Origin of the sequence: Lysinibacillus sp. NPDC095746 (assembly GCF_044763535.1) — a bacterium.
Taxonomy (GTDB): Bacteria; Bacillota; Bacilli; order Bacillales_A; family Planococcaceae; genus Lysinibacillus.
The window spans coordinates 167756-194330 of record NZ_JBIWGL010000004.1; the positions used below are offsets into that span (position 1 = coordinate 167756).

Below are 26575 nucleotides of genomic sequence, written 5' to 3' on the forward strand. Positions count from 1 at the left end.
GTCTAAAGTCTCCGGCGGATGTTACGGAATTATGGGGCAAAATTTAAAAAGAATCTGCTGCTTTCCTAAGAAAGTAACAGATTCTTTTTTATAAGAAAACAGGGAAAGAAATGTTTCCTTTCCCTGTTTATAGAGTTATGCTAAACAGTAGGTTCGTCAGTACCCCATTGTTTTTTCTCTTTTTTGTGTATTTGCCCATCTGATTTTTTCATTTGACGAACTTTAAGTGAATACCAGATTTGTGCAGCAATACAAATGGAAGAATACATACCTGTGATTAAACCAATCAATAACGCGATTGAGAAGTTTTGAATCGACGGTGCACCTAAAATAAGAAGTGACACAGTAACAATGATAACCGTTAACACTGTGTTAACAGATCGACCCATCGTTTGACGTAATGATTTGTTAACGATATCCGCTAATACTTCACGGTCTTTAATCGTATCATATCGATCTAAGTTTTCACGCATCCGGTCAAACGTTACGATCGTATCGTTAATCGAATAACCGACAATTGTTAGTACAGCTGCAATAAACGTAATATCGACTTCTAAGCGCATAAAGCTAAATACAGCAACTATTAAGAATACGTCATGTAGTAACGAGACAATTGCTCCAACACCCATGCGCCATTCGAAACGAATCGCTACATAGATAATGATACCGATAGCTGCAAATGATAATCCTTTAATAGCATTTTTCACAAGCTCTTTACCGACAGTTGGTGATACTGTACTTACGCCAGGTTCATGACCATATTTTTCGCCCGCTTCTTTTTTGAATTTTAAAATTTCTGCTTGCGATAGATCATCTTTATAACGGATAACCGCAGAGTTGTTCTTTTCACCTGCCAAAACGATATCTTCAGATGGGAAGCCGATGCTATCTAAGTATTTAGATACTTCTTCTTTAGTTAAAGTTTGATCCGTTTCAATTTGCACACGAGTACCACTTTGGAAATCAATACCAAGGTTTAGACGGAATATACCAAGAACCACTAAACCGGCTACAAGAATAGCTAATGAGAATGTATAGAATTTCTTACGGTTGTGTACAAAGTCAAAACGATCAAATTTCGTTGATAAATCTAATGTTCCGATATTTTCATCTAAGCTATGCTGTTTAGATTTGGCTATACCAAACCACGCTGGATTGTTGAAATAGCCACTGTTGACTAGTAAACCTAATAGTACACGAGAACCCCAAACAGCAGTTAAGAAGCTTAGTAAAATACTAATAATTAAAGTTGTCGCAAACCCTTTTACAGAGCTTGTCCCGAATTGGAATAATACAGCAGCTGCTAATAATGTAGTTAGCTGTGCATCAACAATTGCTGATAAAGATTGCTTCGAGCCAATTTGGAATGCTTGTTTAACTGAATAACCTACTCGTAGTTCTTCACGAATACGCTCCGCTGCTAAAATATTCGCATCAACTGCCATCCCTATACCGAGCACGATAGCTGCAATACCTGGAAGTGTTAACACGGCATTAATCCAATCGAATACAACTAGTACTAGGAATGTGAAAATCGCAAGTGTAATAATGGATATAAAGCCAGGTAAACGATAGTAGAATAGCATAAATAAGAAAATTATTACTACGCCCACAACACCTGCGAAAATTGTACTTTTCAGTGCTTGGTCACCAAATTGTGCACCTACTGAAGTAGAATAAATTTCATTAAGCTTTACTGGTAGTGCTCCAGCATCTAAAATACCCGCTAGATTTTTTGTTTCTTCAACTGTGAAATTCCCGCTAATCATTACATCTGTTGTATTTAATGTTTGGTTAACTGTTGCTGCAGATGCATAGCGAGGCTTCGCTTTTTGTGATTCAGCTTTATACGAATCAACACCTTCTTCAAAGTCTAACCATACAACGAGTAAATTTTGACCTGCTGGTTTAGCGGCAATTTTACTAGTTATATCAGCAAATTTCTTCGCATCTTTTAATGTTAGGGAAACAATTGGACGATTTTGCTGGTCAAAGGAATCCTTAGCGCCACCTGGCTTTAAGTCATTACCATCCAGCAAAATATTGTCATCGACATCTCGGAATGTTAAATTTGCAGTTGTAGACAATAATTTACGTGCTGATTCTTGGTCTTCGACACCCGCTAATTGCACACGAATTCGATTTTTGTCTTCAACCTGAATGCTCGGTTCACTTACTCCGATAGCATTTATACGTTGGCTAAGCGCTGTTGCTGTTGCCGACAAAACACCCTGTGTAATTTCTTCTCCCTTGTGTAATTCTTTCACCTCATAAAGAACCTCAAACCCGCCCTGTAAGTCAAGACCTAGCTTAATGTCCTTTAAGACGCCGCCTACAGTCGTACCGATGGTTGCTGTAAAAATAACCATTAGTAGTACGAATGCAACTATACGACTTTTTAGTTTCATTTATAAATCCTCCTCGAATTGTGTAAGGCAAGTCCTTACACTACAAACAAGTATAATAGCAAGTCCTTTTGAAACGTTTATTCCTCCTTTTCCTTTAGAATAATGTTGCCTGTGCTTCAAAAAGGTTGCTCTACTTATTTCAATCGTTCATAACGCGCAAATTTATCTCTGTATTTGTATAGGTGTAATCCTCCAAATTTACAAAAGAATTATTAGGAGGTTTTTGAATAAATATACTTATACAAATAAAAAAAGCGCAACACACTCATTATGAAACACGTTGCGCTTGGTGTCAATTCAACACTTTTAGTATTCTTTTATTATTTGACAAATTTCACACTTTCTTCTTAAGTTTTAACCGGACCAAGTAGCATTTTTAACTCTTCCGTATTTAATTCTGTAAACCAATCATTACTTTGTAAAAATTCTACTTGATTAAATGATACGATATCGGATGGTGATACTGAAAAAATAGTGGAGATAATTTCATGTATACGTAATTGTTCAATATTTTTTTTGCGCCATTTTTTTTCTATACAGAAACGCCATAGCTCTTCTGCTGTAATCGCATCGTATTGATAATGTTTAAACTCTTCCATCTTACTATCAATTGCAGGACGAATTTTTTCAAATAGTTGCTCATACTGCATACTCATTTTGAATCATCTCCAATCAAAGTTGTATCGTAAGACATGTCTGCATACAAATAGTGTAAATGAATTTTTGTGGCTTGAGAAGGGACGGATGGCATGAGTTCTTTTGTACGGGGTACACTATTTTTAATGTTCGTAATTTTTTTATCGAAACTCTTTGGCTTCTTTTATAGAATGCAGTTTATGCGTATCGCTGGTGAAGAGGCAGTCGGCATTTATATGACCGTCTATCCGGCGTTCATTTTCTTCATCTCACTCATTCAACTTGGACTACCTATCGCTGTGGCAAAAATTGTAGCAGAGTTACTAGCAAAAAACAAACGCGAAGGCATCTTTGGTGTTATGCGTACGGCTACACTTTGGTCATTTATTGGAATGATCATCTTTATGCCGATTGTTGCACTTACTATACCATATATATCGACTACTCTTTTACATAATGAACAAACAACATTCACGCTTTGGATTGCACTCTTTGCTGTACCAGTGTCAGTTGGTTCTGGATTATTGCGCGCTTATTTACAGGGTATTGCGAAAATTACACCAACAGCTTGGGCTCAAATGATTGAACAAATTATTCGCATTAGCTTCATCACATTTACACTGCCGTTTGTCGCTGCCTATGATAACGCTGCCGTTACAGCCGCCACTGCTATGGGTATTACGCTTCTAGCTGAAGTTGTTGCTTTCTTGTATTTATGGATGCATTATATTGTCTCAAAGAAAAGATTATTGACACGGAAAAACAAAATCGAGGCTTATCCTGCCTCCCCGATGTTACGGATTGCCCTTCCTTCTGCTGGAAGCAGGCTGTTTGGATCTTTTACTTGGTTTTTAGAGCCAATCATTTTTTTAAAGGCTTTAACAATGGCTGGGTTGACGGCCTCCGCAGCAACCATTTTATATGGGGTTATTTCGGGTGTACTAGTCCCACTATTATTATTCCCAGCCTTTGTATCTGCTGCACTTTCGATCGTCCTTATACCGGCTGTTAGTGATGCCGTTGCACGCCAGCATATACCGCTTCTACAGGAGCGCATTTCTGTATCATTACGACTATCATCCTTAGTGGGCTGTGTGGCTGCTACATACTTTTTCGTTCATGGAGACGACTTAGCTATGAAGCTCTTTCACTTACAAGAAAATCGTGGGTATGTGAAAATATTGGCCCCCATTTTTTATTTTTATTATATACAGAGTCCATTGAATTCTATCTTACAAGCAATCGGTGAGGCTCGTGCAGCAATGATGAACTCCATTTATGGAGGTCTTGGTAAACTTTTTGTTATGTTCGTACTTGCTTCTCAGCCTGGAATACAAGAAAAAGGTGCCGTTGTAGCAATTGGCTTTGGCGTTTTATTAACTTCATTCTTGCATATCGCAACAGTAAGACAGCGCAAAAATTTGCGTGCTGGCTTTAGAATGTTTGTAGTGCCATATAGCTGCTTTATTGCTGTTTGTGTTACTCAGTATTTCCTGATGCAAATAATGCCACTGCCCTTTATTTTAAGTAGCTGTGTAACCTTGTTTTTACTATTTACTTTCTTACTATTTACCAATCAGTTGCGCATAACTGATTTGCGCTACCTTCGTAAGCTGGCCAAGAAAGTTTAAGATTCTTTCAGCTGGATATGAAGCCTATCTTCCTCCCAAACACAAAAAAATACAGTGTTACTATCTGTAATATTATTTTTAGCAAGCTCTGCCATTAACCAATCAGTATCTTTATGCAAGACCTTTAAATGCCTATCCTGAATATCACCGTCGATAATAAGTGGGTAAACAAATGCCTTTTCATCTTTTTGGTATACGGACAAATTGCCGGAGGGCTCTAGATAGGCATAAGCAATATCTGTAACGGAAGCATTTCCGTTTTCGCGTAATTGTTGACACAAATCATCTAAATTATAGCGTTGCTTGCGCATTTCACTTTCTAAAATGACACCATCCCTTATAAGCAATACCGGATCACCATCAACTAGGTCACGGAATCTTTTATTTTTGAGTGAAATATATGCCGTTATTATTTGAATGAAAAACAATATGATGATGGGTAAAATTACTTTAAATAAAGGACTTTCGAAATCATCAAGTGCAAATGCAGCAACCTCAGCCATTAAAATGGATACGACTAAATCTATTACAGACAATTCGCCGACCTCTCGTTTACCCATTAGTCGAAAAATTATTAGGATAAACACATATAAAAAGCATGTTCTAAAAATAATCGTAAAATATTCTTCCATGCAGTCACCCCCAATTCATAAGGTGACCGTATACGTTACTTTTTATACAAAAAAGCCTTGTCAAAAATGAATTCTGCATTATGACAAAGCTTTACATATAGTGTAAGGCGTTGTCCACTTTTTGGACAACGCCTTTAAGATTAATTTCGCCTTGGCTAATTGCGTCCGAATTTTGAATTGTGCAGGTACAATTCATTCCTTTGAAAATCCGTGACATCCACCATAGGCTTTAGATCAACGTGATGTTGGTCACTCAGTCGGTGTTCTGTCGCTGTCGCACAAATAACTTGCCACAAGACGTGACGTTCTTAGACTGAGCTCCTCTATTTCAGTAGGTTTTGGTTTGCCCACGGCAAAGAAACCTCTACCGTATTCAATTCCTTTTAAGATGCGGACATTTTCTACTGAATGAAGATAGATATTAGTTATTTACAATACGTCCGATTGCCTGACGATCAAATTTTACGCGCACATTGTCTGCGATTTTTAATGTTATAGTTGTGTCCTCAATTGAGTCAACCTCACCATGTAAGCCACCGATTGTAATAACTTTATCTCCACGTTGCAAATTACTCTGCATATTTTGTGTTTCCTGCTGTCTCTTTTTAGCAGGGCGGATTAAAATAAACCACATTGCAACGAACATGATTAAAATCATGATTAAGCCAGAATATTGTTCCATGATTCTTGCCCCCTTTCCAATTCTTATTTAGTATAGACTATTCCACCATAAAAAAGCGACGGACAAGCCCAAAATTTTTCTACATTACTAATATTTTTTCTAAGATAGACATTTTTTTGCTAGAATTATTCACATTTCACACAAATTTACATGTCTTTTTACTAATATTAGAAGTTCTTCGCGTTTGGTCCATTAAAACCGTATTTCTCGAAAAATTCTTCTCGGAAATCACCCAGACGGTCCTCACGTATTGCCTCACGTACTTGTTCCATTAGCTTCAACAGGAAGTGTAAGTTATGATAAGTCGTTAAACGGATACCAAACGTTTCTTCTGTACGGATTAGATGACGAATATATGCGCGTGAATAGTTTTTACATGTATAGCAATCACAGTTAGGATCAATTGGTCCGAAATCACGTGCATATTTTGCATTTTTAACAACTAAACGACCTTCAGATGTCATTAATGTGCCATTACGGGCAATACGTGTTGGTAATACACAGTCAAACATATCAATACCACGAATAGCACCATCGATTAATGAGTCGGGTGAACCGACACCCATTAAATAACGTGGTTTATTCGTTGGCATTAATGGTGTTGTAAACTCTAATACTCGGTTCATAACATCCTTAGGTTCACCAACAGATAGCCCCCCAATTGCATAACCTGGGAAATCTAGCTCTACTAATGCTTCCGCAGAACGACGACGTAACTCCTCGAATTCTCCCCCTTGAATAATTCCGAATAGACCTTGGTCTTCTGGACGATTATGTGCCTCTTTACAACGTTTAGCCCAACGAGTTGTACGGTCTACTGATTGCAGCATATAGTCATATGTCGCAGGGTAAGGTGGACATTCATCAAAAGCCATCATAATATCTGAGCCTAAATCATTTTGAATTTCCATCGCCTTTTCTGGGCTTAAAAACAATTTGTCCCCATTCAAATGATTGCGGAAATGAACTCCTTCTTCTTCGATTTTACGGAATTGACTAAGTGAGAACACTTGGAAACCACCTGAATCTGTTAAAATCGGGCGATCCCAGTTCATAAATTTATGCAAGCCACCCGCTTCTTTAACAATATCATTACCTGGTCGTAGCCATAAATGATACGTATTTGACAGAATAATACCTGCATTCATGTCCTTTAATTCCTCAGGTGACATTGTTTTAACAGTTGCTTGTGTACCAACAGGCATAAAAGCTGGCGTTTCAAAAGAGCCATGTGGTGTATGCACGATGCCAAGGCGTGCTCCTGTTTGCTTACAAGTATGAAGTAGCTCATAACGAATTGCTGGTTGTGTCATATTATAAAAATTCCTCTCTTATCTAAAGTAAAAACAGTACTCCGATTTTTTCTTTATTCTCCTTTTGGACGAATAAACATAGCATCACCAAAGCTAAAGAAACGATACTTTTCTTCTACAGCTTGATGATATGCACTTAAAATGGTTTCTCTTGTTGCAAGCGTACTAACAAGCATTACAAGGGTAGACTTTGGTAAATGGAAGTTTGTGATTAGACCATCTACAATAGTAAATTCATATCCCGGATAAATGAAAATAGACGTCCAACCTTGTTCTGCTCGCACTTCGCCTTTATATTTAGAGCCGATAGTTTCTAGTGTACGCGTAGAGGTAGTACCAACAGCAATCACTTTTCCACCATTACTTTTTACTCGATTTATGATAGATGCGGTTTCTTCCGTTACACTATAAAATTCAGCATGCATTTCGTGATTTTCAATTGAATCTACGCTTACAGGACGGAAAGTTCCAAGTCCCACATGTAAAGTGATAAATACAACTTCGACCCCTTTTGCTTTTACTTGCTCTAATAATTCTTCTGTAAAATGCAAGCCTGCAGTTGGTGCTGCAGCTGAGCCACGCTCTTTTGCATAAACGGTTTGGTAACGATCCTTGTCCTCTAATTTTTCACGAATATATGGAGGTAGTGGCATCTCACCAAGTTGCTCTAAAATTTCATAAAAAATCCCATTATATTTAAACTCAAATGTACGCCCACCATGCTCAAGCTCTCCTGTACAAGTAGCTGTCAGTAAGCCATCTCCAAATGTTACAACTGTGCCGACTTTTACACGTTTGGCTGGTTTAACAAGTGTTTCCCATTCATCCGTACCTGCCATTTGCTTTAATAGCAGTACTTCTATATGAGCACCCGTTTCCTCTTTAACGCCCATTAAACGCGCTGGTAAGACCCTTGTATCATTTAACACAAGGCAGTCTCCTGCTTGTAGTTCATCTAAAATATGAGCAAAATGATGATGCTCTACATTTTTTGAGCCTGGCGTCACTACCATTAAACGACTAGCTGTACGGTCCAAAAGTGGTGTTTGTGCAATAAGCTCTTCTGGCAATTCAAAATCAAAATCTTCTACACGCATGAAAATACTTCCTTCTTCTAGGTTTGTTGGGGATATTCATATCCAAAATGTTCGTAGGCTGAATGTGTTGCCACACGTCCACGTGGCGTACGCTGTATAAAGCCAATTTGCATCAAATATGGCTCATACACATCTTCTATCGTTACTCGTTCCTCGCCTATAGATGCTGCCAGCGTATCTAAGCCTACAGGGCCACCACGGAAGCGCTCAATCATATTGGTCACAAGTTTATGATCAATATGGTCAAGCCCTCTAGGATCGACTTGTAATAGCTCGAGCGCTTGCTTAGCAAGTCCCTCCGTTATCATACCATCTCCGAGCACCTGTGCATAATCTCGCACTCGTTTTAGCAAACGGTTAGCAATACGGGGTGTACCACGTGAGCGTGTCGCCATTTCAAGTGCTGCTACTTGCTCAATCTCAACATCAAATAAATGTGCACTACGTACAACAATTTCTGCAAGTGACGTATTATCATAATACTCTAACCTCAACAACACGCCAAAGCGATCTCTTAAAGGTGCTGATAATGCGCCAGCTCTTGTTGTTGCACCGACGAGTGTAAATGGCGGTAAATCAAGTCGAACAGAACGCGCTTCGGGGCCTTTACCAACGACAATATCTAAACAAAAATCCTCCATCGCAGGATAAAGCACCTCTTCTATGGCACGAGGCAGGCGATGAATTTCATCGATAAATAGCACGTCCCCCGGTTCCAGTGAGCTTAAAATAGCTGCTAAATCTCCAGGACGTTCGATCGCAGGGCCGCTAGTCATGCGCACATTGACATTCATTTCATTAGCAATAACAGCAGCTAATGTAGTTTTACCAAGTCCAGGCGGTCCATATAGCAGCACATGATCTAAACTTTCCTGACGAAGCTTTGCTGCTTCAATGAAAATTTGTAAATTCTCCTTGACCTTATGTTGACCAATATATTGTGCTAATCTTTGTGGCCGTAAAGATAATTCAAACTGTTCATCATAGCTACCTGCCTCACTAGCAATCATACGTTCAGGCATGTACTTCCCCCCCTTTCACTATTTTAACTTTAATAGCAATTGTAAAGCTTGTTTCATAAATGCATCTGTTGTTTCAAGCTTGTCGTTTTCTTCGAGCTGTGGACGTATTTTTTCTAATTCTTTTTCAGAATAACCAAGTGCCATTAAGGCAAGAATAGCTTCTTCAAGCTCATGTTTATATGGATTCACACCAAATAACGGTAGCTCATCTTCTGTACTTGGTAGCTCAATAGTCTCCAACAATCCGCCAAGTTTACCTTTTAAATCCAAAATCATTTGACGTGCCGTTTTCTTACCCACACCAGGAAACTTTACTAAAAATGATTCATCTTCTCGTTCAATGGCACTGATAACCTGTTGCGGGTTCCCAGTAGCTAAAATAGCAAGTGCACCCTTCGGTCCAATTCCTGACACTAAAATCAGTTTACGAAACAGTTCTCGCTGATCTAAATTTGGAAAGCCATATAACACTTGTGCATCCTCACGTACATGCAAGTGAACAAAAATTTGTTGTTCAAGAGCCGATGTCCGGAACGCAAATGGATTTGGTGTATTTAGCTGCCAGCCAATCCCTTGTTGTTCAAGGACGATATACTCAGGAGTTATACGCTTTACTTGTCCTTTTAAATAATCATACATTCTATAATCCCTCACAATCATCGTCTTCGATTATAGCATATTACGAACGAATGCTCGACTAGAAGAAATAACACAAGTAGTCGTTCACATAACAAAAATGACCGCCAAAAGACGGTCATTTCTTTATCATTTTATCAATATCGTACCACAGTTTTGGCCAATATGTGAGAGCCCGTTTTGTAAATGGTACTAAATAATCTAAAAATAACAGTTGTTGATTTAATGGTAAATCCACTGCAAAAAGCCATTCACGTAATAGCTCATTTGGATATTTTAAACGATGTAGCTTTTTTTTATCTAATCGTTTCAACTCTGGTAGCTCAGCAAATATTTTACCAAGGTCATAATCTACGGCAGGCAATACACGATGTAACCATAAAATATATTCATCATCTGCTTCCCCAAGGTGAGCCAAATCAAAATCAATTAAACGTAATTCCCCATCTGAGCACCATAAAAAATTATGATGGACGACATCTCCATGTAAAAGCGTTATTTCTTTTTCAGGTACATCTTCCTGAGCGATTAGCTGTAACGATTTCTCACTATAATGTAAAATTTGATTGATTTCTTCTTTTGTTAAAAATGCACGAAATTCATTCCGTCTGCTTTTAAAACGCATATGACGCATTTGCCATTTTAAAAGCTGTGAATAGGTGTGCAAACCTGGCACCCGCTGCCAAGCAATTTTTTTATGTGTATCATGTAATGTATTTAAGAGCTTTAGTGATTCCTTCCGATCCTTTAGATGTGCAAAATTAGCACTATGACTTCCTTCTTGCCAATCTTGCACGATTAAATACTCATCTTCACTTTTCATTAAAGGTAAGATTAGCGAGGGCTCCAAATGTCCAAGTCGTCGATGTATAACCCTTACCTTTTCCGCTATTTCTATCTGCTTTGCTCGTTTCACAAAATAATTTTTAGATTGATATTTATACTTCCAAATATTAGGTTTTACTTCTTCAATGATATACGCTTTTTCACCATCGATAAGGCGTCATCCCGCCTGGAGAAAAATGCGGTGACATCCATGGTCCTACCGAAGAATGTGGCATATGGCAATGTGATGGACATGGCATTGGGCATGGTGGTGGACATGGCGGTGGACAGTAACATTGGTCCATTTGCCACGTCGGCATCATGGCTGGTTGTGCATGACAACCACATGGCTGTTCCATTTCCGGCATTTGCTGATATTCAGGGCTCATAGGGAAGAATGGAGATGTACTAGATTCTAAGAAATCTCCCGCCCCAGCAACTTTTTCGCATCCCGTTTCACATGATGGTTGCTCTGGCATTGTATACGCCTCAACTTGCGGTTCCATTGGCATAGGCATTGGCATTGGCATCGGCATCGGCCAATACATATGATGATGCACTGGCTGATGGCAGCTTGCACAATGTGGTACTGCAGGCATTTGCGGCATGATAAAAATCGGTTGCGGCATTGGTGCTGGTGGTGGTGCCTCCGGTTGGGCTACGGGCTGTGGTTGTGGTTGAATTTGTATTGGAGATACAGTTTGCTCTACACTTGGCATGACAACGTTTTGATTCCAGCTAAGCTCAACAGGCGCTGGCTGAGGCATCGGCATTGGCATTGGATAAGGAATTGGAATCATTTGTGGTTCTGGCATTGGTGGCGGTGGTACAATAATTGGTGGTGGCGTTGGTCTTTGCACCTCTTTTTCTTTAACATGCCTTGTAGGTGACTCCTTGTGCATATGCTCTTTGTGCATGTGCTCCTTATGCCCCTCCCTATGGGATTCTCTCTGGCCTTCTCTATGTCCCCCCTCTCTATGTCCTTCCCTATGTCCTTCCCTATGCATTCCCCAATCTGTTTCTCGATGATGTTCTCTATGTGGTTCTTTGTGTATTTTTTCAGGTAGGATAATTTCCATGCCCGGTACAATATAATCTGGATTAGCAAGATGGGCATTCAGCCGCTTTAAATCTTCAAACGAAACTCCGTACTCTTTCGCAATCTTCCACAACGTGTCTCCCTTTTGGACAATATGAATACGCAATTTTTTCCTCCCTTCCTCTCTTCGTATCATATGTTCAATGTTTCATTTGGATACAAAAATTTCACGCAGTTGGAAATGCTTCATGGTACACTAGTTTTAAGGAAAACTGCTTCCTTTATTACAAGCAGAGGTGATCTCTTATGAAAAAAATGTTAGGCGAAGAACGCCGACTGCAACTCCTAGCACAACTAAAAAAAAGCGCAGCACCTATAACAGGGACGGATTTAGCTAAATTCGCTAATGTTTCTAGACAAGTCATTGTCAATGATATGACATTATTAAAGGCTAGAAATGAACCTATTATTGCAACTAGCCAAGGATATCTTTATATGCATCAGGAACAATTACAGCAAACTGTTGAACGTACAATTCCTTGCTTCCACACTGCCGAGGATGCAGAAGATGAACTTATTACAATAGTTGATTGCGGTGGTACAGTAAAAAACGTTATTGTTGAACACCCAATTTATGGGGAAATTAACGCATCCATTATGGTTTCTAACCGTCATGAGGTAAAACAATTTATTCAGCGCGTCAATGAAACACAGGCAAGTTATTTATCCGAACTTACAGGTGGTACACATCTTCATGTTATTTCTGCTCCTTCTGTTGACGTTTTAGATTTAATTGAACTTACTTTACAAAAAAAGGGTTACTTAGTTGTAGATCAATAATTTAACAAACTTTCCTTAGCTGCTAGCTTTCAAACAAAGACTAGCAGCTTATTGAATTAAATGATTTACTTGAGCTCTCCTTTACAGATTTCAACAAAAAGAGCTATCCACTTTACTTGGATAGCTTAAAAGTTAGAGAAATCTTTTTCGTTGTGAAGATGTCGGCATTAAACATGCTTCTTTTCGTCCAAAAAGACGATATCTATTTTTGGCAAATAATCGATACATTTTATTTCGTATAGATGGAGGAATTATAATGAAAATACAAATAACAGGCCAAAAACTATCTAATCTCCTACAGATTTTAAGTGCTGCTGTGGATTCAAAATATACCTTTCCCTGTTCGATTAATAGGACACTATCAATATTTTCTGGTACTTTATATTGTGCAAGTAATGCCTGCCCAGCTTCACTTTGGATGGACGCAAATTGAAAATACTCTGCTCGATCATATTTGATAATAAATTGCACACTACTATCACAAAAATTGCACACTCCGTCAAATAAAATAATGCCCCCCACAATGATCCCTCCTAGCCACTGTAATTACTCGTCCGATGTTAGATAAGTAAAGTATGTACCAAGTGACTTCACCTTGCAACCAAGTGCAGCTAGTTCTTCCATAGCTCCACGCATCATAGGCTCCTTTTCATCTGCTAATACATCAATCATAAAGAAATAATCACCTAAGCCTGTTTTTAATGGTCGTGATTCGATTTTACTTAAATTTAATTGTCGCCATGCAAATACTGATAATACTTGATGTAATGCCCCTGAACGGTCCGTTGGCAATGTAATCATGAATGTTGTCTTCGCCTGTCCATCCGATAATTCTTGCGGCAAACGTCTATTTTGCTTTGATAATACGAAGAAGCGTGTATGGTTAAAATGAAAATCATGAATATCAGGTTGCACGATTTCTAAGCCATATTTAACTGCTGCCGCTGCATTTCCAACTGCCGCCATGCACTCGTTTGGATTTTCAGATACAAATTTTGCAGCTGCTGCTGTAGATGTCGTTTGATGTAACGGAACATGGCTGAAACGATAAAATAAGTATTTATGACATTGGGCTAGAGCATGTGGATGTGAATAAACACCTGTAATCGATTCCCAATTGTCCTTTTGGACTTTATTGACCATTAAATGCTGCTGTATTTTTAATAGAAGCTCACCTGTAACATATAGGGTCGCCTCATGGAATAAATAATCTAGCGTTAACGATACAGATCCTTCTAAAGCATTTTCTAGTGGTACAACCGCTAAATCTACTTTCCCCTCAGCTACTGCTTCAATACATTCTGGAATTGTAGAACAAGGGACAAGCCACTCATTCGGAAAAGTTGCCTTTGTTGCTAAGTATGTAAATGATGCTTCTGGTCCTAAATAGCCAATTCGTTTTTCCCATTGTTGTTCTGTCATTACATTTACCTCCTTCACTACAACTTGTAGCTTTTTGATTTTATATTAAAGTGGCTCATCACCATGACGTGGCGTTCGATGAGCCGCTTTGCTCGCTCCAGAATGTCATCTGTCACGCTGATCCCCAAGGAGTCGCATAGTCGGAACGAACAACGTTCTAACAAACAGTATCCTCAACTTTTTGATAATGAGCTTCTTAAATTTAACTAATGATTCAGAATTTTACATCTATAAAAACCTTTTATATTTTTCCATCAAATGTTAGATGGAGACAGAATATGAGGCTTTCCTATATGCTAAGCAATTGCCTTTCTTCTTAAATTGTATTATAGAATTTTGTGATAGTGTTTTATCTTTTGTAATAGAATAAGGAGCTGTCCCATGAAGCGATTCACTACACCACATGGGACTGCTCCTTTTGAGTTTACTTACATTCTGTCAAAAATTCAAGCTTGCTTTTAGTTACAATGCACCAGAACTAATTACTTCCGCTGACTCTACAAAATCTAAACGTTTGAGCTGCTGTATTAGATCATCAAGTTCACATGTCATACTAGTTACATCTAATGACAATGTAACATTTGCGCGTCCTTGGATCGGTATAGTTTGATGAATAGTCAGTACATTACAATGTGTAATTGTCACCGTTTCTAAAAGCTTTGCAAGTGTTCCTTTACGGTCCTGAAGCTGTAAAAAGACTGTTAAAATGCGTTCCTGCACAATTGAGTGAAAAGGAAATACAGCATCACGATATTTGTAAAACGCACTACGCGATAAATCCACCTGCTTTACCGCATCCCAAATGGAAGATACCGAACCACTTGAAAGTAAGTGTTTCGCCTCCAAAGTTTTTTGCATAGCATCCGTTAAAACATCTTCACGAACTAAATAATATCGCTGATTCGCAACATTCTTCATACGCGCTTCCCCCTAAAACTCTTGTCTTAATCGACAAATTCAAATTCAAACTCTTGCAGACGAACTATGTCGCCATCTTGCGCTCCGCGTTCGCGTAAGGCTTCATCCACACCCATTGCACGCAATTGACGAGCAAAACGGCGAATACCATCTTCACGGCTAAAGTCAGTCATTTTAAATAGGCGTTCAATTGCGTAACCACTGATGATAAATGTACCATCATCATCACGAGTAATTTCGAAATCTTCACCTTTTGCTTCGTGTTTATACATTACCGTTGCTTCGGATTGCTCTTCTAAATCATCGTATAGAGGGAATTCAGGCGTCACTTCAAGTAAATCTGCAATAGCAAATAGTAATTCTTTTAAACCTTGACGTGATACTGCTGAAATTGGGAAAATTTGAACGTCTTCTCCCACTTTTTTGCGGAATTCCTCTAAGTTTTCTTCTGCTTCTGGCATATCCATTTTGTTGGCAACGATAATTTGAGGACGCTCTGTTAAACGAAGATTATATTGCTTTAGCTCCTCGTTTATCGTTAAATAATCCTCGTATGGATCTCGGCCTTCCATTCCTGACATATCAATAACATGGACAATAACTCGTGTACGTTCAATATGTCGTAAAAACTGATGACCTAGTCCTACCCCTTGGTGTGCTCCTTCAATAAGACCAGGTAAATCTGCCATCGCAAAGCTTCGATGATCATCTGTTTCAATCATCCCTAAATTAGGGACAATGGTTGTAAAATGATAGGCACCAATTTTCGGCTTCGCAGCAGAAACAACAGATAAAAGCGTTGATTTCCCAACACTTGGGAAACCTACTAGTCCTACATCTGCTAAAACTTTTAACTCTAATATAACATTTAATTCTTGTCCTGGCTCACCTTTTTCAGAAAGTTCTGGCGCTGGGTTTGCCGGTGTTGCGAAGCGTGAATTTCCACGTCCGCCTCGGCCAGCTTTTGCGATAATCGCTTGTTGACCATGTTCAACTAAATCGGCAATAACCGCGCCTGTTTCTTCGTTCATTACGACTGTGCCCGGCGGTACTTTAACGATTAAATCGTCTGCACGTTTACCATGCATTCCTTTACTCATACCATGCTCACCACGGTCTGCCTTAAAATGGCGTTTATAGCGGAAATCCATCAAAGTTCGTAAGCCCTCTTCAACTTCAAATACTACGTTACCACCATGTCCGCCGTCACCACCAGCTGGACCACCATTCGGTACATATTTTTCTCGGCGGAAGGCAACCATTCCGTCCCCGCCGTCGCCACCTTTTACATAAATCTTAACGTGATCGACAAACATTTAGTTCACTCCCTATTTGCTTTCAAGACATATTGCCAGCACGAATTCGTCTGTTCAATTGTTTGAATGTCTAATTGTTTCAAACCTTTTTCGGTAAATGCATCAGCACTCCATAGCCCATTTAGCGTGAATGTCACGGCAAATGTATGTTCGTCAACACGTACATCGAGCGCTAAACTCTGCTCTGTAAATGGATCTAATGTATCATAAACATGCATAACTGTTTTGTTTAAGTAATCTACAACTTCCGAATCAATAGCATTTGTAACAGGCTTTTTTATGTCCCCGCTTAACTTCATTGGTAATGAAGGATAGCGCCAGCCTCCTGTTTGCAGCCATTCTATTGTTCGTGGTAATTGTAGACGATTAAGGATAGAAAGTACTTGTAATTGCTCTGAATACTCTTGAATAAGTTTTTTCGATTCATCAATTCTACCTAAATCTAAATTCATGCGAATAAGCTGAAGCTGATTCACATAATCATGATTTGCAAAACGTAATACTTCACTAATGGTTAGTGATTGATTGTTCATCCCATTCACTCCAATAAAGTTATCTTTACTAGTATAACAAGTTTTGCTGTATTTTTCCCTTAATTCTTCATTCAATTATTCCGAGGTATAATAACATCCGGAATCGGCTTTGTGCTTTGGTCTGAAGATGCGTGTTGTGCGAAAGCGTGTTGCTAACGTAGCATCAGCAGCACGATAGTAATCACTCAGTCATGTGTTGCTGTCGCTACAGAAATAATTGCTGAAAGAAGTTGTATTTTAGCCAAAAAAAGGACTGCAATAAATGCAGTCCTCCGCTTTATGTTATCTTTTTAAAAGATTAAGCTTCTTGTGATGCTGGGTATACAGATACTTGTTTGCGATCGCGACCTAAGCGTTCGAATTTAACAACGCCGTCAACTTTAGCAAATAGTGTATCGTCACCACCACGACCTACGTTTGTACCTGGGTAAATTTTTGTACCGCGTTGACGGTAAAGAATTGAACCACCAGTTACGAATTGGCCATCAGCACGTTTAGCACCAAGGCGTTTTGACTCAGAGTCACGTCCGTTTTTAGTAGAACCTACACCTTTTTTCGATGCGAAAAATTGTAAGTCTAAAGTTAATAATAATTTCATTCCGTTCCACCTCCTACTTGGTTGTAGTTGATTTGGATGTATTGTCCGTAATTTTGCACCATCGAATACACTTGGGCAGTCATTACTTGGACAATTAACTGTAGTTTTGCATCAATCTCAGGCTCTAATTCTGACGGTAAGTTTACCTTAAGATAACCTCCACCTTCAGCAGCTTGTTCGATTTCTGGCTGTAATTGTAATAGTGCATAAATAGCATTTACTGTACCAATGGCAATTGTAGATGCTCCAGCACATACTAAATCCTTACCAGATTCATCGTATTCTGCATGTCCTGAAAATTCAAATGCTGACACATGTCTATTTTCATCGTGATGAATCGTAACTTGTATCATTCGCTACACCTCACAATTAAGCGTTGATAGCTTCAACAACTAATTTTGTGTAAGGTTGACGGTGACCTTGTTTACGACGGTAGTTCTTTTTAGCTTTCAATTTGAAAACAACGATTTTTTTCGCACGGCCTTCTTTAACAACTTTAGCTGTTACAGTAGCGCCTTCTACGAATGGAGCTCCAACTTTAACGTTTTCGCCACCAACGAATAAAACTTTATCGAAAGTTACAACCTCGTCAGCTTCTACACCTAATTTTTCAACATAGATTTCTTGACCAGCTTCTACTTTGATTTGTTTACCACCAGTTTCAATAATTGCGTACATTTTACTGCACCTCCTCTTAGACTCAGACTCGCCTGTTTATAAAGGTGATCTTACGATACTTAAACCTTTCCAGTGCGGTTGCAGTAGCACAGGTGCTACAAACAATAACATTAAAATATTACCACAAGATTTTTTTTAAGTCAATCTATTCATTACATATTTCTCAAATGCTAAACGATATTTTCGATAATTCCATTCCTTAAACACTTGAAGCCATATAAATAAACATAAAATTGCTAAAAAAATAGATTGTGGAAGGTAACATAAAGATACCATGAATAGTATAAAGGCAATTAGAAGAGAAAACCAGTAGTAATATTCAAACGCACGAACACTTGGATTGAATAAAAATAAGCACGCTAAAAATACTCTACCACCGTCTAACGGAATAATCGGTAAAACATTGATTGCTAATAGCACAAGTTGCACATTAATAAGTTTAGTAGCAAGCAGTTCTGGCATAAAAAAAGCGAGGCCAATCCCTAATATTGTAGCGATTGGTCCCCCTAAGGCAATCCAAAGGAGTGACGTTGCAGGCACAACCGCTGGATTTTCAAATTCTATTTCCCCTCCGTAAGGTGCAATAACGCATGATTTTACTTTTACGCCACAAAGCATTGCCGTTAACAAATGACCAGCCTCATGCCATAATAACGAAGATAAAATAATGGCGTAATAAGCGATTTGGCCAGTAAAAATCATTAAAAATACGAGAGGGATGCATAGAAGATGTAGTTTAATTTTCATTGGACGCCGCTGTTTCAAGCCACTGTACAATCTGCTCTAAGCTATATTGTGTCTTATCTTTTTCAATCGAAATATAGAGTTGTCCCGCCTCTTTCATGCCGATTAAATCGTTTGCCTGCACCGTTGTATATGGAAGTTGTGCTAAACTATCCAGCATACCATAGGATACTGTTGTACCATCATCATAGCTTATTGTCATTGTCTTACCGGTATATTTTGTATGGCCAGTAAAAACGACAAGTCCATTCTTCCCAGCATAAACCGGTAGGCCCATGTCATATTGCAATAAAAAACCTTCCTTAAAAACTTGCGCATTGGCAAATGATAATAGTTCAGTTTGCCCAACATCACTCGAAACTAAAATTGTTGTATCCTCTTTATTTAGCCAGCTTTGTCCGAGCTCACTTAAGTAGGTTAAATCTGCTGATGTTGTAACAAGCTTCCTCACAGGTGTTTCCAATACACCTTGATCCTCTAAACGTATTACAAGCATTATTGCGACCACAAGCAGGATTGTGACCAACCATTTCCATTTTTTAAACAAGCCCTCATCCTTTTTTCACACTATATGAGATTGCATGTCCATTCATGCACAATAAAAAAACCTTCTCGCACAAATGCACGAAAAGGCTGATGATTATTTAGAAAATAACGCTTTTAGTTTTGAAAATACACCTCTATTTTCATCTTCAATGGCCATAAGTGGCACAGATTCGCCAAGTATTCGACGGGCTATATTACGATAACCTAGAGATGCTTTATTAGTAGGATCCATTACTACTGGTTCACCTTTATTGGAAGATGAAATAACCCCTTCATTATCTACGATGATCCCTAATAAATCGATAGACAAATGTGTTGTAATTTCGTTAACATCCAACGTATCACCGCTTTTCATCATATGCTGGCGAATGCGGTTAATAATTAGTTTAGGTGCAGTAATTTCTTCCTGTTCGAGCAAGCCAATAATTCGATCTGCATCACGAACGGCAGAGATTTCTGGTGTTGTTACAACTATTGCATGATCTGCACCAGCAACAGCATTGCGATAACCTTGTTCAATGCCCGCTGGACAGTCTATTAAAACATAGTCATAGTCTCTTTTTAATTCTTCTACTAAGCTCTTCATCTGCTCAGGTTTAACAGCATTTTTATCTGTTGTTTGAGCAGCAGGTAATAAAAATAGTTTCTCATCTACACGTTTATCTTTAATTAATGCTTGATGAATCTTACAGCGCCCTTCAACAACGTCTACTAAATCATAAATGATCCGATTCTCAAGACCTAAAATGACGTCCAAATTACGAAGTCCAATATCGGTATCTACTAAACATACTTTCTTACCTTGTAGAGCCAATGCAGTCCCCAGGTTAGCCGTTGTCGTTGTTTTTCCGACACCGCCTTTACCTGAAGTTATGACGATCGCTTCTCCCACACTAGCTACCTCCCTTAGACACATTTAATAATGGTCGAATATTTTTTAACGCGTGAATTTGATCGTACGTAATGCGTCCATCCAAGCCAATAAATGCACAAGTCATCTCTTCATGTTTAATTGCTTTTACATGTTCGTCCGACATTGCCTGGACCTGATCAGCAATCATAATATGTGTGGCTTCAAAAAGAGATGCTGCAATGATTGCCTCCTTATTACCATGAACGCCAGCATGCGCAATGCCCTTGAGTTTACCTAGGACATACACATTGCCACCCGCTTCTACACGTCCGTTCGGATTGACATTCCCTACGATAATAATATCTCCTGACGAACGCAGAACTTGACCCGATCTGACCACACCAATATATGTATCTTGTTGACTTTCAATCCTTTTCTGGTTGCTCTCATGGACAGTCAGTACTTCACTTTGCACCTTTGAAACAATTAGTTGCTCAGTTTCCTGAACAATTTTAATAAGCTCTTTGATTTGTTCAGCAGAACAGTATCGATAGCCCAAATATAATTGTACATCTACTTTACTATCGATACCGCTTTCTGACACTTTCTTTTTAAGCTCTTCTACTAAATCGACATACGCACATTGATCGTCTAAACGAAGAACAAATCCATCCTTTGTTCCCTTCATATTAACTAACTGTTTTTTCATGAATGCCTCACCTCACGTTGCTCTTTATTAAGAAACTTCACGTGCTCTCTGCAAGACACGCGCATTAATTAGATACTTGAAGGCCCAACCAAGAATCATTAAAAACAGTGCATTGGCAATGATCGTTGGCAGCAGTCGTGAACGTAAGAATTCCGATAATGGGATCGTTGTAAAGTCGATAAGATAGAAGAATTGATAGAGTATAAATTCTAAAATTGCTACTAAAACAACTGAAATCGTCGTTGTCACAACTAAGTGCTGATGAATAACTTTCACAATAGACCCTGCTAAAAAACAAATAAGCGGAAACAGTACTGAATATAATCCAATAATATCAATGTAAAACACATCATACAAGACACCAAAAAAAAGTCCATACATTACCGCTCGCTGACGGCTGTAATAGATGGATATAAATATTAAATATAAGATTAAAAATCTCGGAACTAAATAAAAGATTTGCCCTTTCACTTCAATCGGTGAAAACATAGCAAACTCCGGTTCTACCAAAAATAGTAAAACTGCCACAGAGGGGATGAGAAACCGAACCATTATTCCGCCTCCTCTTTACCCTTTTGTGGATGTGTTAAATCCTTGTTCGATTTATCACCATCAGATCCATCTATTACAGTAGCGGACCGTTTAGCAATAACAACATATTCTAAAATTGAAAAATCAGCAGCTGGTTTAACATAGGCCATTTTTGTTAAGCCAAAATCATCTGTGCTTACTTCAGTTATTTCTCCGATTGGCACATTTTTAGGGAAAATACCACCAAGTCCTGATGAAACAACTTGCTGACCCTTTTTAACTGTTAAACTTGAATCGATTCGCTTCATGATGAGTTCATTACGCTCTTTATCATAGCCCTCAATTAAACCGTATGCTTGTTTATCTCCTTGAACCATCGCAGAAACACGATAGTTTGGATTATTAGTATATAAAAGCTCTACCTCAGACGTGAAAGGTGTCACTAAAGTAACTTTACCGACTAACCCTTTTGCTGTCATAACTGCCATATTTTTTTCTACACCGTGTGAAGATCCTTTATCTAAAATAATCTTCTCTTCCCACTGGTCAGGATTTCTAGCAATAACTGTGGCATGAATCGGATCATAAGCTTTTAAACTTTCCGATTTGTCCGTAAGCTCTTGAAACTTTTTAATATCAGATTTCAAGTCCGATGCCTCAGCTTGTACGGCTGCAAATTCATCTAAGCGTGCTTTTAAACGTTTATTTTCTTCGTACGTGTTTAAGAGGGAATCAATACTATTAAAAACACCAGTAATATAATTCGCCGGCTTCGCAACAATAGATTGTGCGACGCCGACAGTGTCTTTAATAATTTGCTCTGGTAAAGTTGCATTCGTCCGTTCACGTAATGAGAAGCTAATCAATGCCACAAGAAAAACCATGCCTACGAGCAGCAAAATTAATTTCTTATTGAAAAAAAAATGTGGCATTGCCTAAACCCCCTTACCCTTTAACTTGTTGTTGACGAATTAAATCAATATGCTCTAGAGCCTTACCTGTACCAATAGCAACACAGTCCAGTGGATCTTCTGCGATAAATACTGGCATATTAGTTTCTTGGCTAATGACTTTGTCTAAATTCGTTAATAACGCACCACCACCTGTTAGTACAATTCCGCGTTCCATTACGTCTGCAGATAATTCAGGAGGTGTTTGTTCAAGGGTTTTTCGAACACCATCAATAATAGATGCTACCGCTTCACGTAAAGATTCAGAAATCTCCTGTGAAGAAATTTCGATCGTTTTTGGTAAACCTGTTAAAAGGTCGCGTCCTCTAATTTCCATTCTTTCTTCTGGACCCTCAGCCAATGCTGTACCAATTTCCATTTTTACTGCTTCTGCAGTACGTTCACCAATTGTTAAGTTATATGATTTACGAATATAAGAAATGATAGATTGGTCCATTGCATCCCCGCCAACACGCACGGATTCACTTGTTACAATACCACCTAATGAAATAACCGCTACCTCTGTTGTACCACCACCGATATCAACGACCATTGACCCTGTTGGATCCCATACTGGTAAGTTCGAACCGATTGCTGCTGCAAATGGCTCTTCAATTGTAAATGCTTCTTTAGCGCCTGCTTGGCGAGCAGCATCAATAACCGCACGTTGTTCAACAGATGTAATACCGTAAGGCACACAAATCATAACATTCGGTTTTTTCCAATTGCCACCAGAATTTTTACAAGCTTCTTTTAAATAGTATTCTATCATTGCTGTAGTAATATCAAAATCAGCAATAACGCCATCTTTCATAGGACGGATTGCTACGATTGACCCAGGTGTACGACCAATCATATTTTTCGCATCATTACCAACTGCAACAATATCTCCCGTTTTTGTATTTTTTGCTACAACTGAAGGTTCGCGTAAAACGATTCCCTTCCCTTTAATAAACACTAATGTATTCGCTGTGCCAAGGTCAATCCCGACATCTTTACTTCCTAATCCAAACAATTTGTGTACTCCCTTTCTATTTAAGCCATACTTTCGTTGACATCAACTGCACTCAGGCGTATTTCCCCCCGAGTCTCTATCTTCATTCACCCAGTGTTGGACACCTACTGAAAAAAAACTACACACTCATTTATCTCACACCTGTTGGAGTGAGAGTCTTTTTCTGAATAAAAATAAAATCATACCGTTCATTATAACGGAAAAACGCAAGAATTTGTAGTGCCACATACCTCTTCTCGCGGAAAAGATACTATTTTAATTCCCACCCAAACAAAAATAGTATGTATAGATTAGCATATAATTTTTATTCTTGTAAGACAACGTGTAATAGGCTACCAATTTTTGTGAATATTATAGACATTTCTACGAATACAGTAACGTTTTCTATCAAAAAAGGTTCGCTATTAATTTTACTTTACCGCAAAATAATACAAAATGTTTATTTTTAAAATAATAAAAGCGATTTAATTATTTTATCCAATTTGAGGAAATAAAAAAACTCTGCAAAATATATTGCAGAGCTCAATTATGCCCCGGCATAATTGCGTGACATCCTCCGGAAGCTTGAACTTCTTTCTGCGGATGTTTGACACACGCTAAAAGAAGTTAAAAATATCCTTTTTCTTTCAAACTAATGAACTGATGATCACCGATGATAAGATGATCAATTAAATCTATGCCTATAATATAACCAGCCTCTAAAATTCTTCTCGTCACTTCAATATCCTCATCACTAGGTGTTGGAACCCCGCTAGGATGATTATGAGCACAAATAATAGCAGCCGCTGATCTTTTTACAGCTTCGCGATAAATCTCCCTAGGATGGACGATTGAAGCATTTAGACTGCCTATAAAAATCGTCTGTCTATGAATAATTTGATTTTTCACATTCAGAAAAAGAACTACGAAATGCTCCTGATTCAGTGAGGTCATATCAGGCATTAAATAGGCAGCTGCATCTTCCGGTGAACGAATCGTATATTTTTCATCGTTATATTTCTGTGCGAGACGTCTACCGAGTTCAATTGCCGCTAATAATTGAATGGCTTTGACCTCACCAATCCCTTTAATAGCAACCATTTCTTCTATTGTTGCATGTTTCAAATGATGTAAACGTTCAAAAACGCTTAGAACGCGATTTGCAAGTACAAGAACAGATTCTTCTTTCGTGCCTGTTCTTAGTAAAATCGCAAGCAGCTCCTGATTCGATAGACTCATCGCTCCTTGTCTCCGTAGTCTTTCGCGTGGTCGATCCTCTATATTAACGTCTCGTATCATTGTCCTTGGTAAAACATCATTTGGCAAAAAAGCTTCACTCCTTCGCAAATTGGATAATATTAAGTGCTATCAAATGCGTAAACAACGTTGCAAGTGGTAAGCCGACTACATTGTTATAATCTCCTTCAATTCGTTTAACTAGAAGGGTTCCAGCAGTTTGAATGCCATAACCACCTGCTTTATCGAAAGGATCTCCCGAATCTACATATGCTTCAATGAGCTCTTGCGATAAATAATGAAAAACAACATTTGTCTCTTCGACGAATGTAGTTTCATTACCGTTAGGCTCAATAATGGCAACAGCTGTCATGACCGCATGATGCTTACCTGATAAGCGCAATAAGTGAGAAATTGCCTCCTCACGATTTTTAGGTTTATGGAGTAACTCATCATCATAAACAACAATCGTATCTGCTCCAATAATCGTGGCTTTTGGGGCTTTTTTCGCCACATCACGTGTTTTTAATAGAGCTACACCTTTCACATAATCTTGCATTGTACTTGCCTGGACGCTTGTCTCTTCTACTTCACTAGTTATTATGTCAAATGGAAGTGATAGCATTGCAAGCAATTCCTTTCTTCGTGGTGAAGCTGAAGCTAGCACTAGCTTGTGATTTGTTTTAAACATTATCTGACCATTCCTCCTTATTAGGTATCATAACGGAGAATTTTGGATTTGAAAATTTTCTAAATATCAAGATAATGCTTATTTCACCATCTTTTGTGCTTAAAATTTCACTTGAAGACAAGCATTTTTCGATTTGTAATGGGCAAAAACTTGTAAGCGAACGATGCTAATATCTGTTGAAATAGACGAGGCTGCCGCTCCAATAGATTGCCAATCAGCAGGCAACGTAGAATCCTTCGATTTATCCTTAAAATTTAATTTTGTTGCATTTTTGTCAGCTAGCACAGATGGAAGTTCTGCAATCGTTGCCTCTTTACAACTGTCACCGCTTAAAGTAAATGCTTTTTTAAATGTTGCGGGATCTTTTAAAAAGACAAGCTGACTTTCATCTGTAACCATACTTGTCCAAACATAAAATTTTCCGTCAACCTCGACAATGGCACTTTCTTTTAATGAAGGATGTTCAGCTACAAACGAGCTTGCACTTTCATAATTTGAATAGACCCCTGCTTGACTTGCAAAAAACATCGGTCCGTTCGTTGCTCCTCCTGCTGTCGGAATTGTTTCTTTTGATGAATTAGCATTATTACTTTTAGTGGCTACCTCAGTGTTATCATTTTTTAAAGAAAATTTAGTACTTGCTTGAAGAATACCTAAAAAAAGGGCTACACCAAAAAGTCCAACTATTCCTCCAATAATCATCGCTCGAAATACTTGTTTTTTCATCACATGACTGACAATTTTCATTCAATCATCACCTCTTTCTTTAACATATCAAAGTCAATTTAGACAAGACGGTATTGTTACAATTTGATATATAAGTATATGTATAAAAGAATGTGTAAATGCGAATTTACTATATTTTGATTTAATAGTTATTTTCGATGTTTCACTTGAAATTTAAATATTTTTGCTATGAAAGTTTTACTAAAAAAAGAGGTAGATTCTTTACGTGGGTACTGAAAAACTTACGGTTTTATAATAGCGAACCTTTTTTAGATAAAAATAAGGCACTTCTTGTTCAATTTTGAACAGGAAGTGCCTTATTTCTGTCTCTATTCCTTATTCTTTTTTTAGTAGCTTTAATATCCGTTT

At 38.3% G+C, this 26575-nt stretch carries 30 protein-coding genes and 1 other annotated feature; of the genes, 2 read left to right on the plus strand and 28 right to left on the minus strand.

What is annotated here, in order from left to right; translation table 11 throughout:
- Nucleotides 1-140: 140 nt before the first annotated feature.
- Complete coding sequence (secDF, locus tag ACIQ7N_RS04950) at nt 141-2408, minus strand: protein translocase subunit SecDF (protein ID WP_402930563.1); 2268 nt, start codon at nt 2406-2408, stop codon at nt 141-143.
- 347 nt (nt 2409-2755) lie between these two features.
- Nucleotides 2756-3064, minus strand: coding sequence for a post-transcriptional regulator (locus ACIQ7N_RS04955; protein ID WP_132356972.1), 309 nt, complete (start codon nt 3062-3064; stop codon nt 2756-2758).
- A 93-nt stretch (nt 3065-3157) separates the two neighbouring features.
- Here ACIQ7N_RS04955 and ACIQ7N_RS04960 point away from each other — a divergent pair, with 93 nt between their 5' ends.
- The gene (locus ACIQ7N_RS04960; RefSeq protein WP_402930564.1) at nt 3158-4675 is read left to right on the plus strand and encodes a putative polysaccharide biosynthesis protein; all 1518 of its coding nucleotides are present in this window, start codon (nt 3158-3160) and stop codon (nt 4673-4675) included.
- On the opposite strand, the gene ACIQ7N_RS04965 is transcribed toward ACIQ7N_RS04960, so the two are convergent.
- The 8 genes from ACIQ7N_RS04965 to ACIQ7N_RS05000 form a co-directional block, all read right to left on the minus strand.
- Nucleotides 4672-5307 carry a DUF421 domain-containing protein gene (locus tag ACIQ7N_RS04965; protein WP_132356974.1) on the minus strand — a complete coding sequence of 212 codons (636 nt, stop codon included), beginning with the start codon at nt 5305-5307 and terminating at the stop codon, nt 4672-4674. The two genes, ACIQ7N_RS04960 and ACIQ7N_RS04965, sit on opposite strands and share 4 nt — an antisense overlap.
- A gap of 421 nt (nt 5308-5728) precedes the next feature.
- Nucleotides 5729-5989: a preprotein translocase subunit YajC gene (gene yajC / locus ACIQ7N_RS04970; protein WP_132356975.1), complete on the minus strand. Its 261-nt coding sequence runs from the start codon at nt 5987-5989 to the stop codon at nt 5729-5731.
- A 167-nt stretch (nt 5990-6156) separates the two neighbouring features.
- Complete coding sequence (gene tgt, locus ACIQ7N_RS04975; protein WP_402930565.1) at nt 6157-7302, minus strand: tRNA guanosine(34) transglycosylase Tgt; 1146 nt, start codon at nt 7300-7302, stop codon at nt 6157-6159.
- Nucleotides 7303-7355: 53 nt separating this feature from the next.
- Nucleotides 7356-8399, minus strand: a complete 1044-nt coding sequence (gene queA, locus ACIQ7N_RS04980) for a tRNA preQ1(34) S-adenosylmethionine ribosyltransferase-isomerase QueA (protein WP_248716677.1) — start codon at nt 8397-8399, stop codon at nt 7356-7358.
- 17 nt (nt 8400-8416) lie between these two features.
- Entirely contained in the window at nt 8417-9421 is a 1005-nt protein-coding gene (gene ruvB, locus ACIQ7N_RS04985; protein ID WP_132356978.1) for a Holliday junction branch migration DNA helicase RuvB, read from the minus strand.
- Nucleotides 9422-9439: 18 nt separating this feature from the next.
- On the minus strand, nt 9440-10060 hold the full coding sequence (ruvA, locus tag ACIQ7N_RS04990) for a Holliday junction branch migration protein RuvA (protein ID WP_053596159.1): 621 nt from the start codon (nt 10058-10060) through the stop codon (nt 9440-9442).
- 115 nt (nt 10061-10175) lie between these two features.
- Entirely contained in the window at nt 10176-10973 is a 798-nt protein-coding gene (locus ACIQ7N_RS04995; RefSeq protein ID WP_248716678.1) for a phosphotransferase, read from the minus strand.
- A 70-nt stretch (nt 10974-11043) separates the two neighbouring features.
- On the minus strand, nt 11044-12087 hold the full coding sequence (locus ACIQ7N_RS05000; RefSeq protein ID WP_402930567.1) for a LysM peptidoglycan-binding domain-containing protein: 1044 nt from the start codon (nt 12085-12087) through the stop codon (nt 11044-11046).
- Between the two features lie 140 nt (nt 12088-12227).
- On the opposite strand from ACIQ7N_RS05000, the gene ACIQ7N_RS05005 reads away from it, so the two are divergent.
- Complete coding sequence (locus ACIQ7N_RS05005; RefSeq protein ID WP_402930569.1) at nt 12228-12761, plus strand: transcription repressor NadR; 534 nt, start codon at nt 12228-12230, stop codon at nt 12759-12761.
- A 132-nt stretch (nt 12762-12893) separates the two neighbouring features.
- Here ACIQ7N_RS05005 and ACIQ7N_RS05010 read toward each other — a convergent pair whose 3' ends face one another.
- From ACIQ7N_RS05010 to ACIQ7N_RS05095, 18 genes are all read right to left on the minus strand, one after another.
- Entirely contained in the window at nt 12894-13283 is a 390-nt protein-coding gene (locus ACIQ7N_RS05010; protein ID WP_402930570.1) for a thiol-disulfide oxidoreductase DCC family protein, read from the minus strand.
- Between the two features lie 24 nt (nt 13284-13307).
- Nucleotides 13308-14183: a prephenate dehydratase gene (pheA, locus tag ACIQ7N_RS05015; protein WP_402930571.1), complete on the minus strand. Its 876-nt coding sequence runs from the start codon at nt 14181-14183 to the stop codon at nt 13308-13310.
- A gap of 462 nt (nt 14184-14645) precedes the next feature.
- Nucleotides 14646-15101 carry an ACT domain-containing protein gene (locus ACIQ7N_RS05020; RefSeq protein ID WP_053484814.1) on the minus strand — a complete coding sequence of 152 codons (456 nt, stop codon included), beginning with the start codon at nt 15099-15101 and terminating at the stop codon, nt 14646-14648.
- 26 nt (nt 15102-15127) lie between these two features.
- Nucleotides 15128-16417 (minus strand): GTPase ObgE, encoded by a 1290-nt coding sequence (obgE, locus tag ACIQ7N_RS05025; RefSeq protein ID WP_132356984.1) that lies wholly within the window; start codon nt 16415-16417, stop codon nt 15128-15130.
- Between the two features lie 5 nt (nt 16418-16422).
- Nucleotides 16423-16950, minus strand: coding sequence for a Spo0B domain-containing protein (locus tag ACIQ7N_RS05030; RefSeq protein ID WP_402930572.1), 528 nt, complete (start codon nt 16948-16950; stop codon nt 16423-16425).
- Between the two features lie 298 nt (nt 16951-17248).
- The gene (gene rpmA, locus ACIQ7N_RS05035) at nt 17249-17548 is read right to left on the minus strand and encodes a 50S ribosomal protein L27 (protein WP_132356986.1); all 300 of its coding nucleotides are present in this window, start codon (nt 17546-17548) and stop codon (nt 17249-17251) included.
- Entirely contained in the window at nt 17545-17901 is a 357-nt protein-coding gene (locus ACIQ7N_RS05040) for a ribosomal-processing cysteine protease Prp (RefSeq protein ID WP_132356987.1), read from the minus strand. The genes rpmA and ACIQ7N_RS05040 overlap by 4 nt, the downstream gene beginning before the upstream one ends.
- Nucleotides 17902-17917: 16 nt before the next feature.
- Entirely contained in the window at nt 17918-18226 is a 309-nt protein-coding gene (gene rplU, locus ACIQ7N_RS05045; protein ID WP_036124117.1) for a 50S ribosomal protein L21, read from the minus strand.
- 14 nt (nt 18227-18240) lie between these two features.
- Nucleotides 18241-18316: a sequence feature (ribosomal protein L21 leader region), on the minus strand.
- Between the two features lie 45 nt (nt 18317-18361).
- On the minus strand, nt 18362-18973 hold the full coding sequence (locus tag ACIQ7N_RS05050) for a zinc metalloprotease (RefSeq protein WP_402930573.1): 612 nt from the start codon (nt 18971-18973) through the stop codon (nt 18362-18364).
- Nucleotides 18963-19517 (minus strand): peptidoglycan DD-metalloendopeptidase family protein, encoded by a 555-nt coding sequence (locus tag ACIQ7N_RS05055; RefSeq protein ID WP_402930575.1) that lies wholly within the window; start codon nt 19515-19517, stop codon nt 18963-18965. The genes ACIQ7N_RS05050 and ACIQ7N_RS05055 overlap by 11 nt, the downstream gene beginning before the upstream one ends.
- A 93-nt stretch (nt 19518-19610) precedes the next feature.
- Nucleotides 19611-20408, minus strand: coding sequence for a septum site-determining protein MinD (gene minD / locus ACIQ7N_RS05060; protein ID WP_132356990.1), 798 nt, complete (start codon nt 20406-20408; stop codon nt 19611-19613).
- Nucleotide 20409: 1 nt separating this feature from the next.
- Nucleotides 20410-21078, minus strand: a complete 669-nt coding sequence (gene minC / locus ACIQ7N_RS05065; RefSeq protein WP_132356991.1) for a septum site-determining protein MinC — start codon at nt 21076-21078, stop codon at nt 20410-20412.
- Between the two features lie 27 nt (nt 21079-21105).
- On the minus strand, nt 21106-21630 hold the full coding sequence (gene mreD / locus ACIQ7N_RS05070) for a rod shape-determining protein MreD (protein WP_142509018.1): 525 nt from the start codon (nt 21628-21630) through the stop codon (nt 21106-21108).
- Nucleotides 21630-22541: a rod shape-determining protein MreC gene (gene mreC, locus ACIQ7N_RS05075; RefSeq protein WP_402930577.1), complete on the minus strand. Its 912-nt coding sequence runs from the start codon at nt 22539-22541 to the stop codon at nt 21630-21632. The genes mreD and mreC overlap by 1 nt, the downstream gene beginning before the upstream one ends.
- 13 nt (nt 22542-22554) lie before the next feature.
- Nucleotides 22555-23574, minus strand: coding sequence for a rod shape-determining protein (locus ACIQ7N_RS05080; protein WP_132356994.1), 1020 nt, complete (start codon nt 23572-23574; stop codon nt 22555-22557).
- 606 nt (nt 23575-24180) lie between these two features.
- On the minus strand, nt 24181-24852 hold the full coding sequence (gene radC / locus ACIQ7N_RS05085; RefSeq protein WP_132357282.1) for a RadC family protein: 672 nt from the start codon (nt 24850-24852) through the stop codon (nt 24181-24183).
- Nucleotides 24853-24886: 34 nt separating this feature from the next.
- Entirely contained in the window at nt 24887-25480 is a 594-nt protein-coding gene (locus tag ACIQ7N_RS05090; protein WP_402930578.1) for a Maf family protein, read from the minus strand.
- 99 nt (nt 25481-25579) lie between these two features.
- Nucleotides 25580-26227 carry a hypothetical protein gene (locus ACIQ7N_RS05095; protein WP_248716686.1) on the minus strand — a complete coding sequence of 216 codons (648 nt, stop codon included), beginning with the start codon at nt 26225-26227 and terminating at the stop codon, nt 25580-25582.
- Between the last annotated feature and the right edge of the window lie 348 nt (nt 26228-26575).

What these genes read in the sequence shown, in the direction of transcription:
- secDF (WP_402930563.1), bottom strand. Translation starts at nt 2,408, where the DNA reads ATGAAACTAAAAAGTCGTATAGTTGCATTCGTACTACTAATGGTTATT.
- ACIQ7N_RS04955 (WP_132356972.1), bottom strand. Translation starts at nt 3,064, where the DNA reads ATGAGTATGCAGTATGAGCAACTATTTGAAAAAATTCGTCCTGCAATT.
- ACIQ7N_RS04960 (WP_402930564.1), top strand. Translation starts at nt 3,158, where the DNA reads ATGAGTTCTTTTGTACGGGGTACACTATTTTTAATGTTCGTAATTTTT.
- ACIQ7N_RS04965 (WP_132356974.1), bottom strand. Translation starts at nt 5,307, where the DNA reads ATGGAAGAATATTTTACGATTATTTTTAGAACATGCTTTTTATATGTG.
- yajC (WP_132356975.1), bottom strand. Translation starts at nt 5,989, where the DNA reads ATGGAACAATATTCTGGCTTAATCATGATTTTAATCATGTTCGTTGCA.
- tgt (WP_402930565.1), bottom strand. Translation starts at nt 7,302, where the DNA reads ATGACACAACCAGCAATTCGTTATGAGCTACTTCATACTTGTAAGCAA.
- queA (WP_248716677.1), bottom strand. Translation starts at nt 8,399, where the DNA reads ATGCGTGTAGAAGATTTTGATTTTGAATTGCCAGAAGAGCTTATTGCA.
- ruvB (WP_132356978.1), bottom strand. Translation starts at nt 9,421, where the DNA reads ATGCCTGAACGTATGATTGCTAGTGAGGCAGGTAGCTATGATGAACAG.
- ruvA (WP_053596159.1), bottom strand. Translation starts at nt 10,060, where the DNA reads ATGTATGATTATTTAAAAGGACAAGTAAAGCGTATAACTCCTGAGTAT.
- ACIQ7N_RS05005 (WP_402930569.1), top strand. Translation starts at nt 12,228, where the DNA reads ATGAAAAAAATGTTAGGCGAAGAACGCCGACTGCAACTCCTAGCACAA.
- pheA (WP_402930571.1), bottom strand. Translation starts at nt 14,183, where the DNA reads ATGACAGAACAACAATGGGAAAAACGAATTGGCTATTTAGGACCAGAA.
- ACIQ7N_RS05020 (WP_053484814.1), bottom strand. Translation starts at nt 15,101, where the DNA reads ATGAAGAATGTTGCGAATCAGCGATATTATTTAGTTCGTGAAGATGTT.
- obgE (WP_132356984.1), bottom strand. Translation starts at nt 16,417, where the DNA reads ATGTTTGTCGATCACGTTAAGATTTATGTAAAAGGTGGCGACGGCGGG.
- ACIQ7N_RS05030 (WP_402930572.1), bottom strand. Translation starts at nt 16,950, where the DNA reads ATGAACAATCAATCACTAACCATTAGTGAAGTATTACGTTTTGCAAAT.
- rpmA (WP_132356986.1), bottom strand. Translation starts at nt 17,548, where the DNA reads ATGAAATTATTATTAACTTTAGACTTACAATTTTTCGCATCGAAAAAA.
- ACIQ7N_RS05040 (WP_132356987.1), bottom strand. Translation starts at nt 17,901, where the DNA reads ATGATACAAGTTACGATTCATCACGATGAAAATAGACATGTGTCAGCA.
- rplU (WP_036124117.1), bottom strand. Translation starts at nt 18,226, where the DNA reads ATGTACGCAATTATTGAAACTGGTGGTAAACAAATCAAAGTAGAAGCT.
- ACIQ7N_RS05050 (WP_402930573.1), bottom strand. Translation starts at nt 18,973, where the DNA reads ATGAAAATTAAACTACATCTTCTATGCATCCCTCTCGTATTTTTAATG.
- minC (WP_132356991.1), bottom strand. Translation starts at nt 21,078, where the DNA reads ATGAAAAAACAGTTAGTTAATATGAAGGGAACAAAGGATGGATTTGTT.
- mreD (WP_142509018.1), bottom strand. Translation starts at nt 21,630, where the DNA reads ATGGTTCGGTTTCTCATCCCCTCTGTGGCAGTTTTACTATTTTTGGTA.
- mreC (WP_402930577.1), bottom strand. Translation starts at nt 22,541, where the DNA reads ATGCCACATTTTTTTTTCAATAAGAAATTAATTTTGCTGCTCGTAGGC.
- radC (WP_132357282.1), bottom strand. Translation starts at nt 24,852, where the DNA reads ATGATACGAGACGTTAATATAGAGGATCGACCACGCGAAAGACTACGG.
- ACIQ7N_RS05090 (WP_402930578.1), bottom strand. Translation starts at nt 25,480, where the DNA reads ATGTTTAAAACAAATCACAAGCTAGTGCTAGCTTCAGCTTCACCACGA.
- ACIQ7N_RS05095 (WP_248716686.1), bottom strand. Translation starts at nt 26,227, where the DNA reads ATGAAAATTGTCAGTCATGTGATGAAAAAACAAGTATTTCGAGCGATG.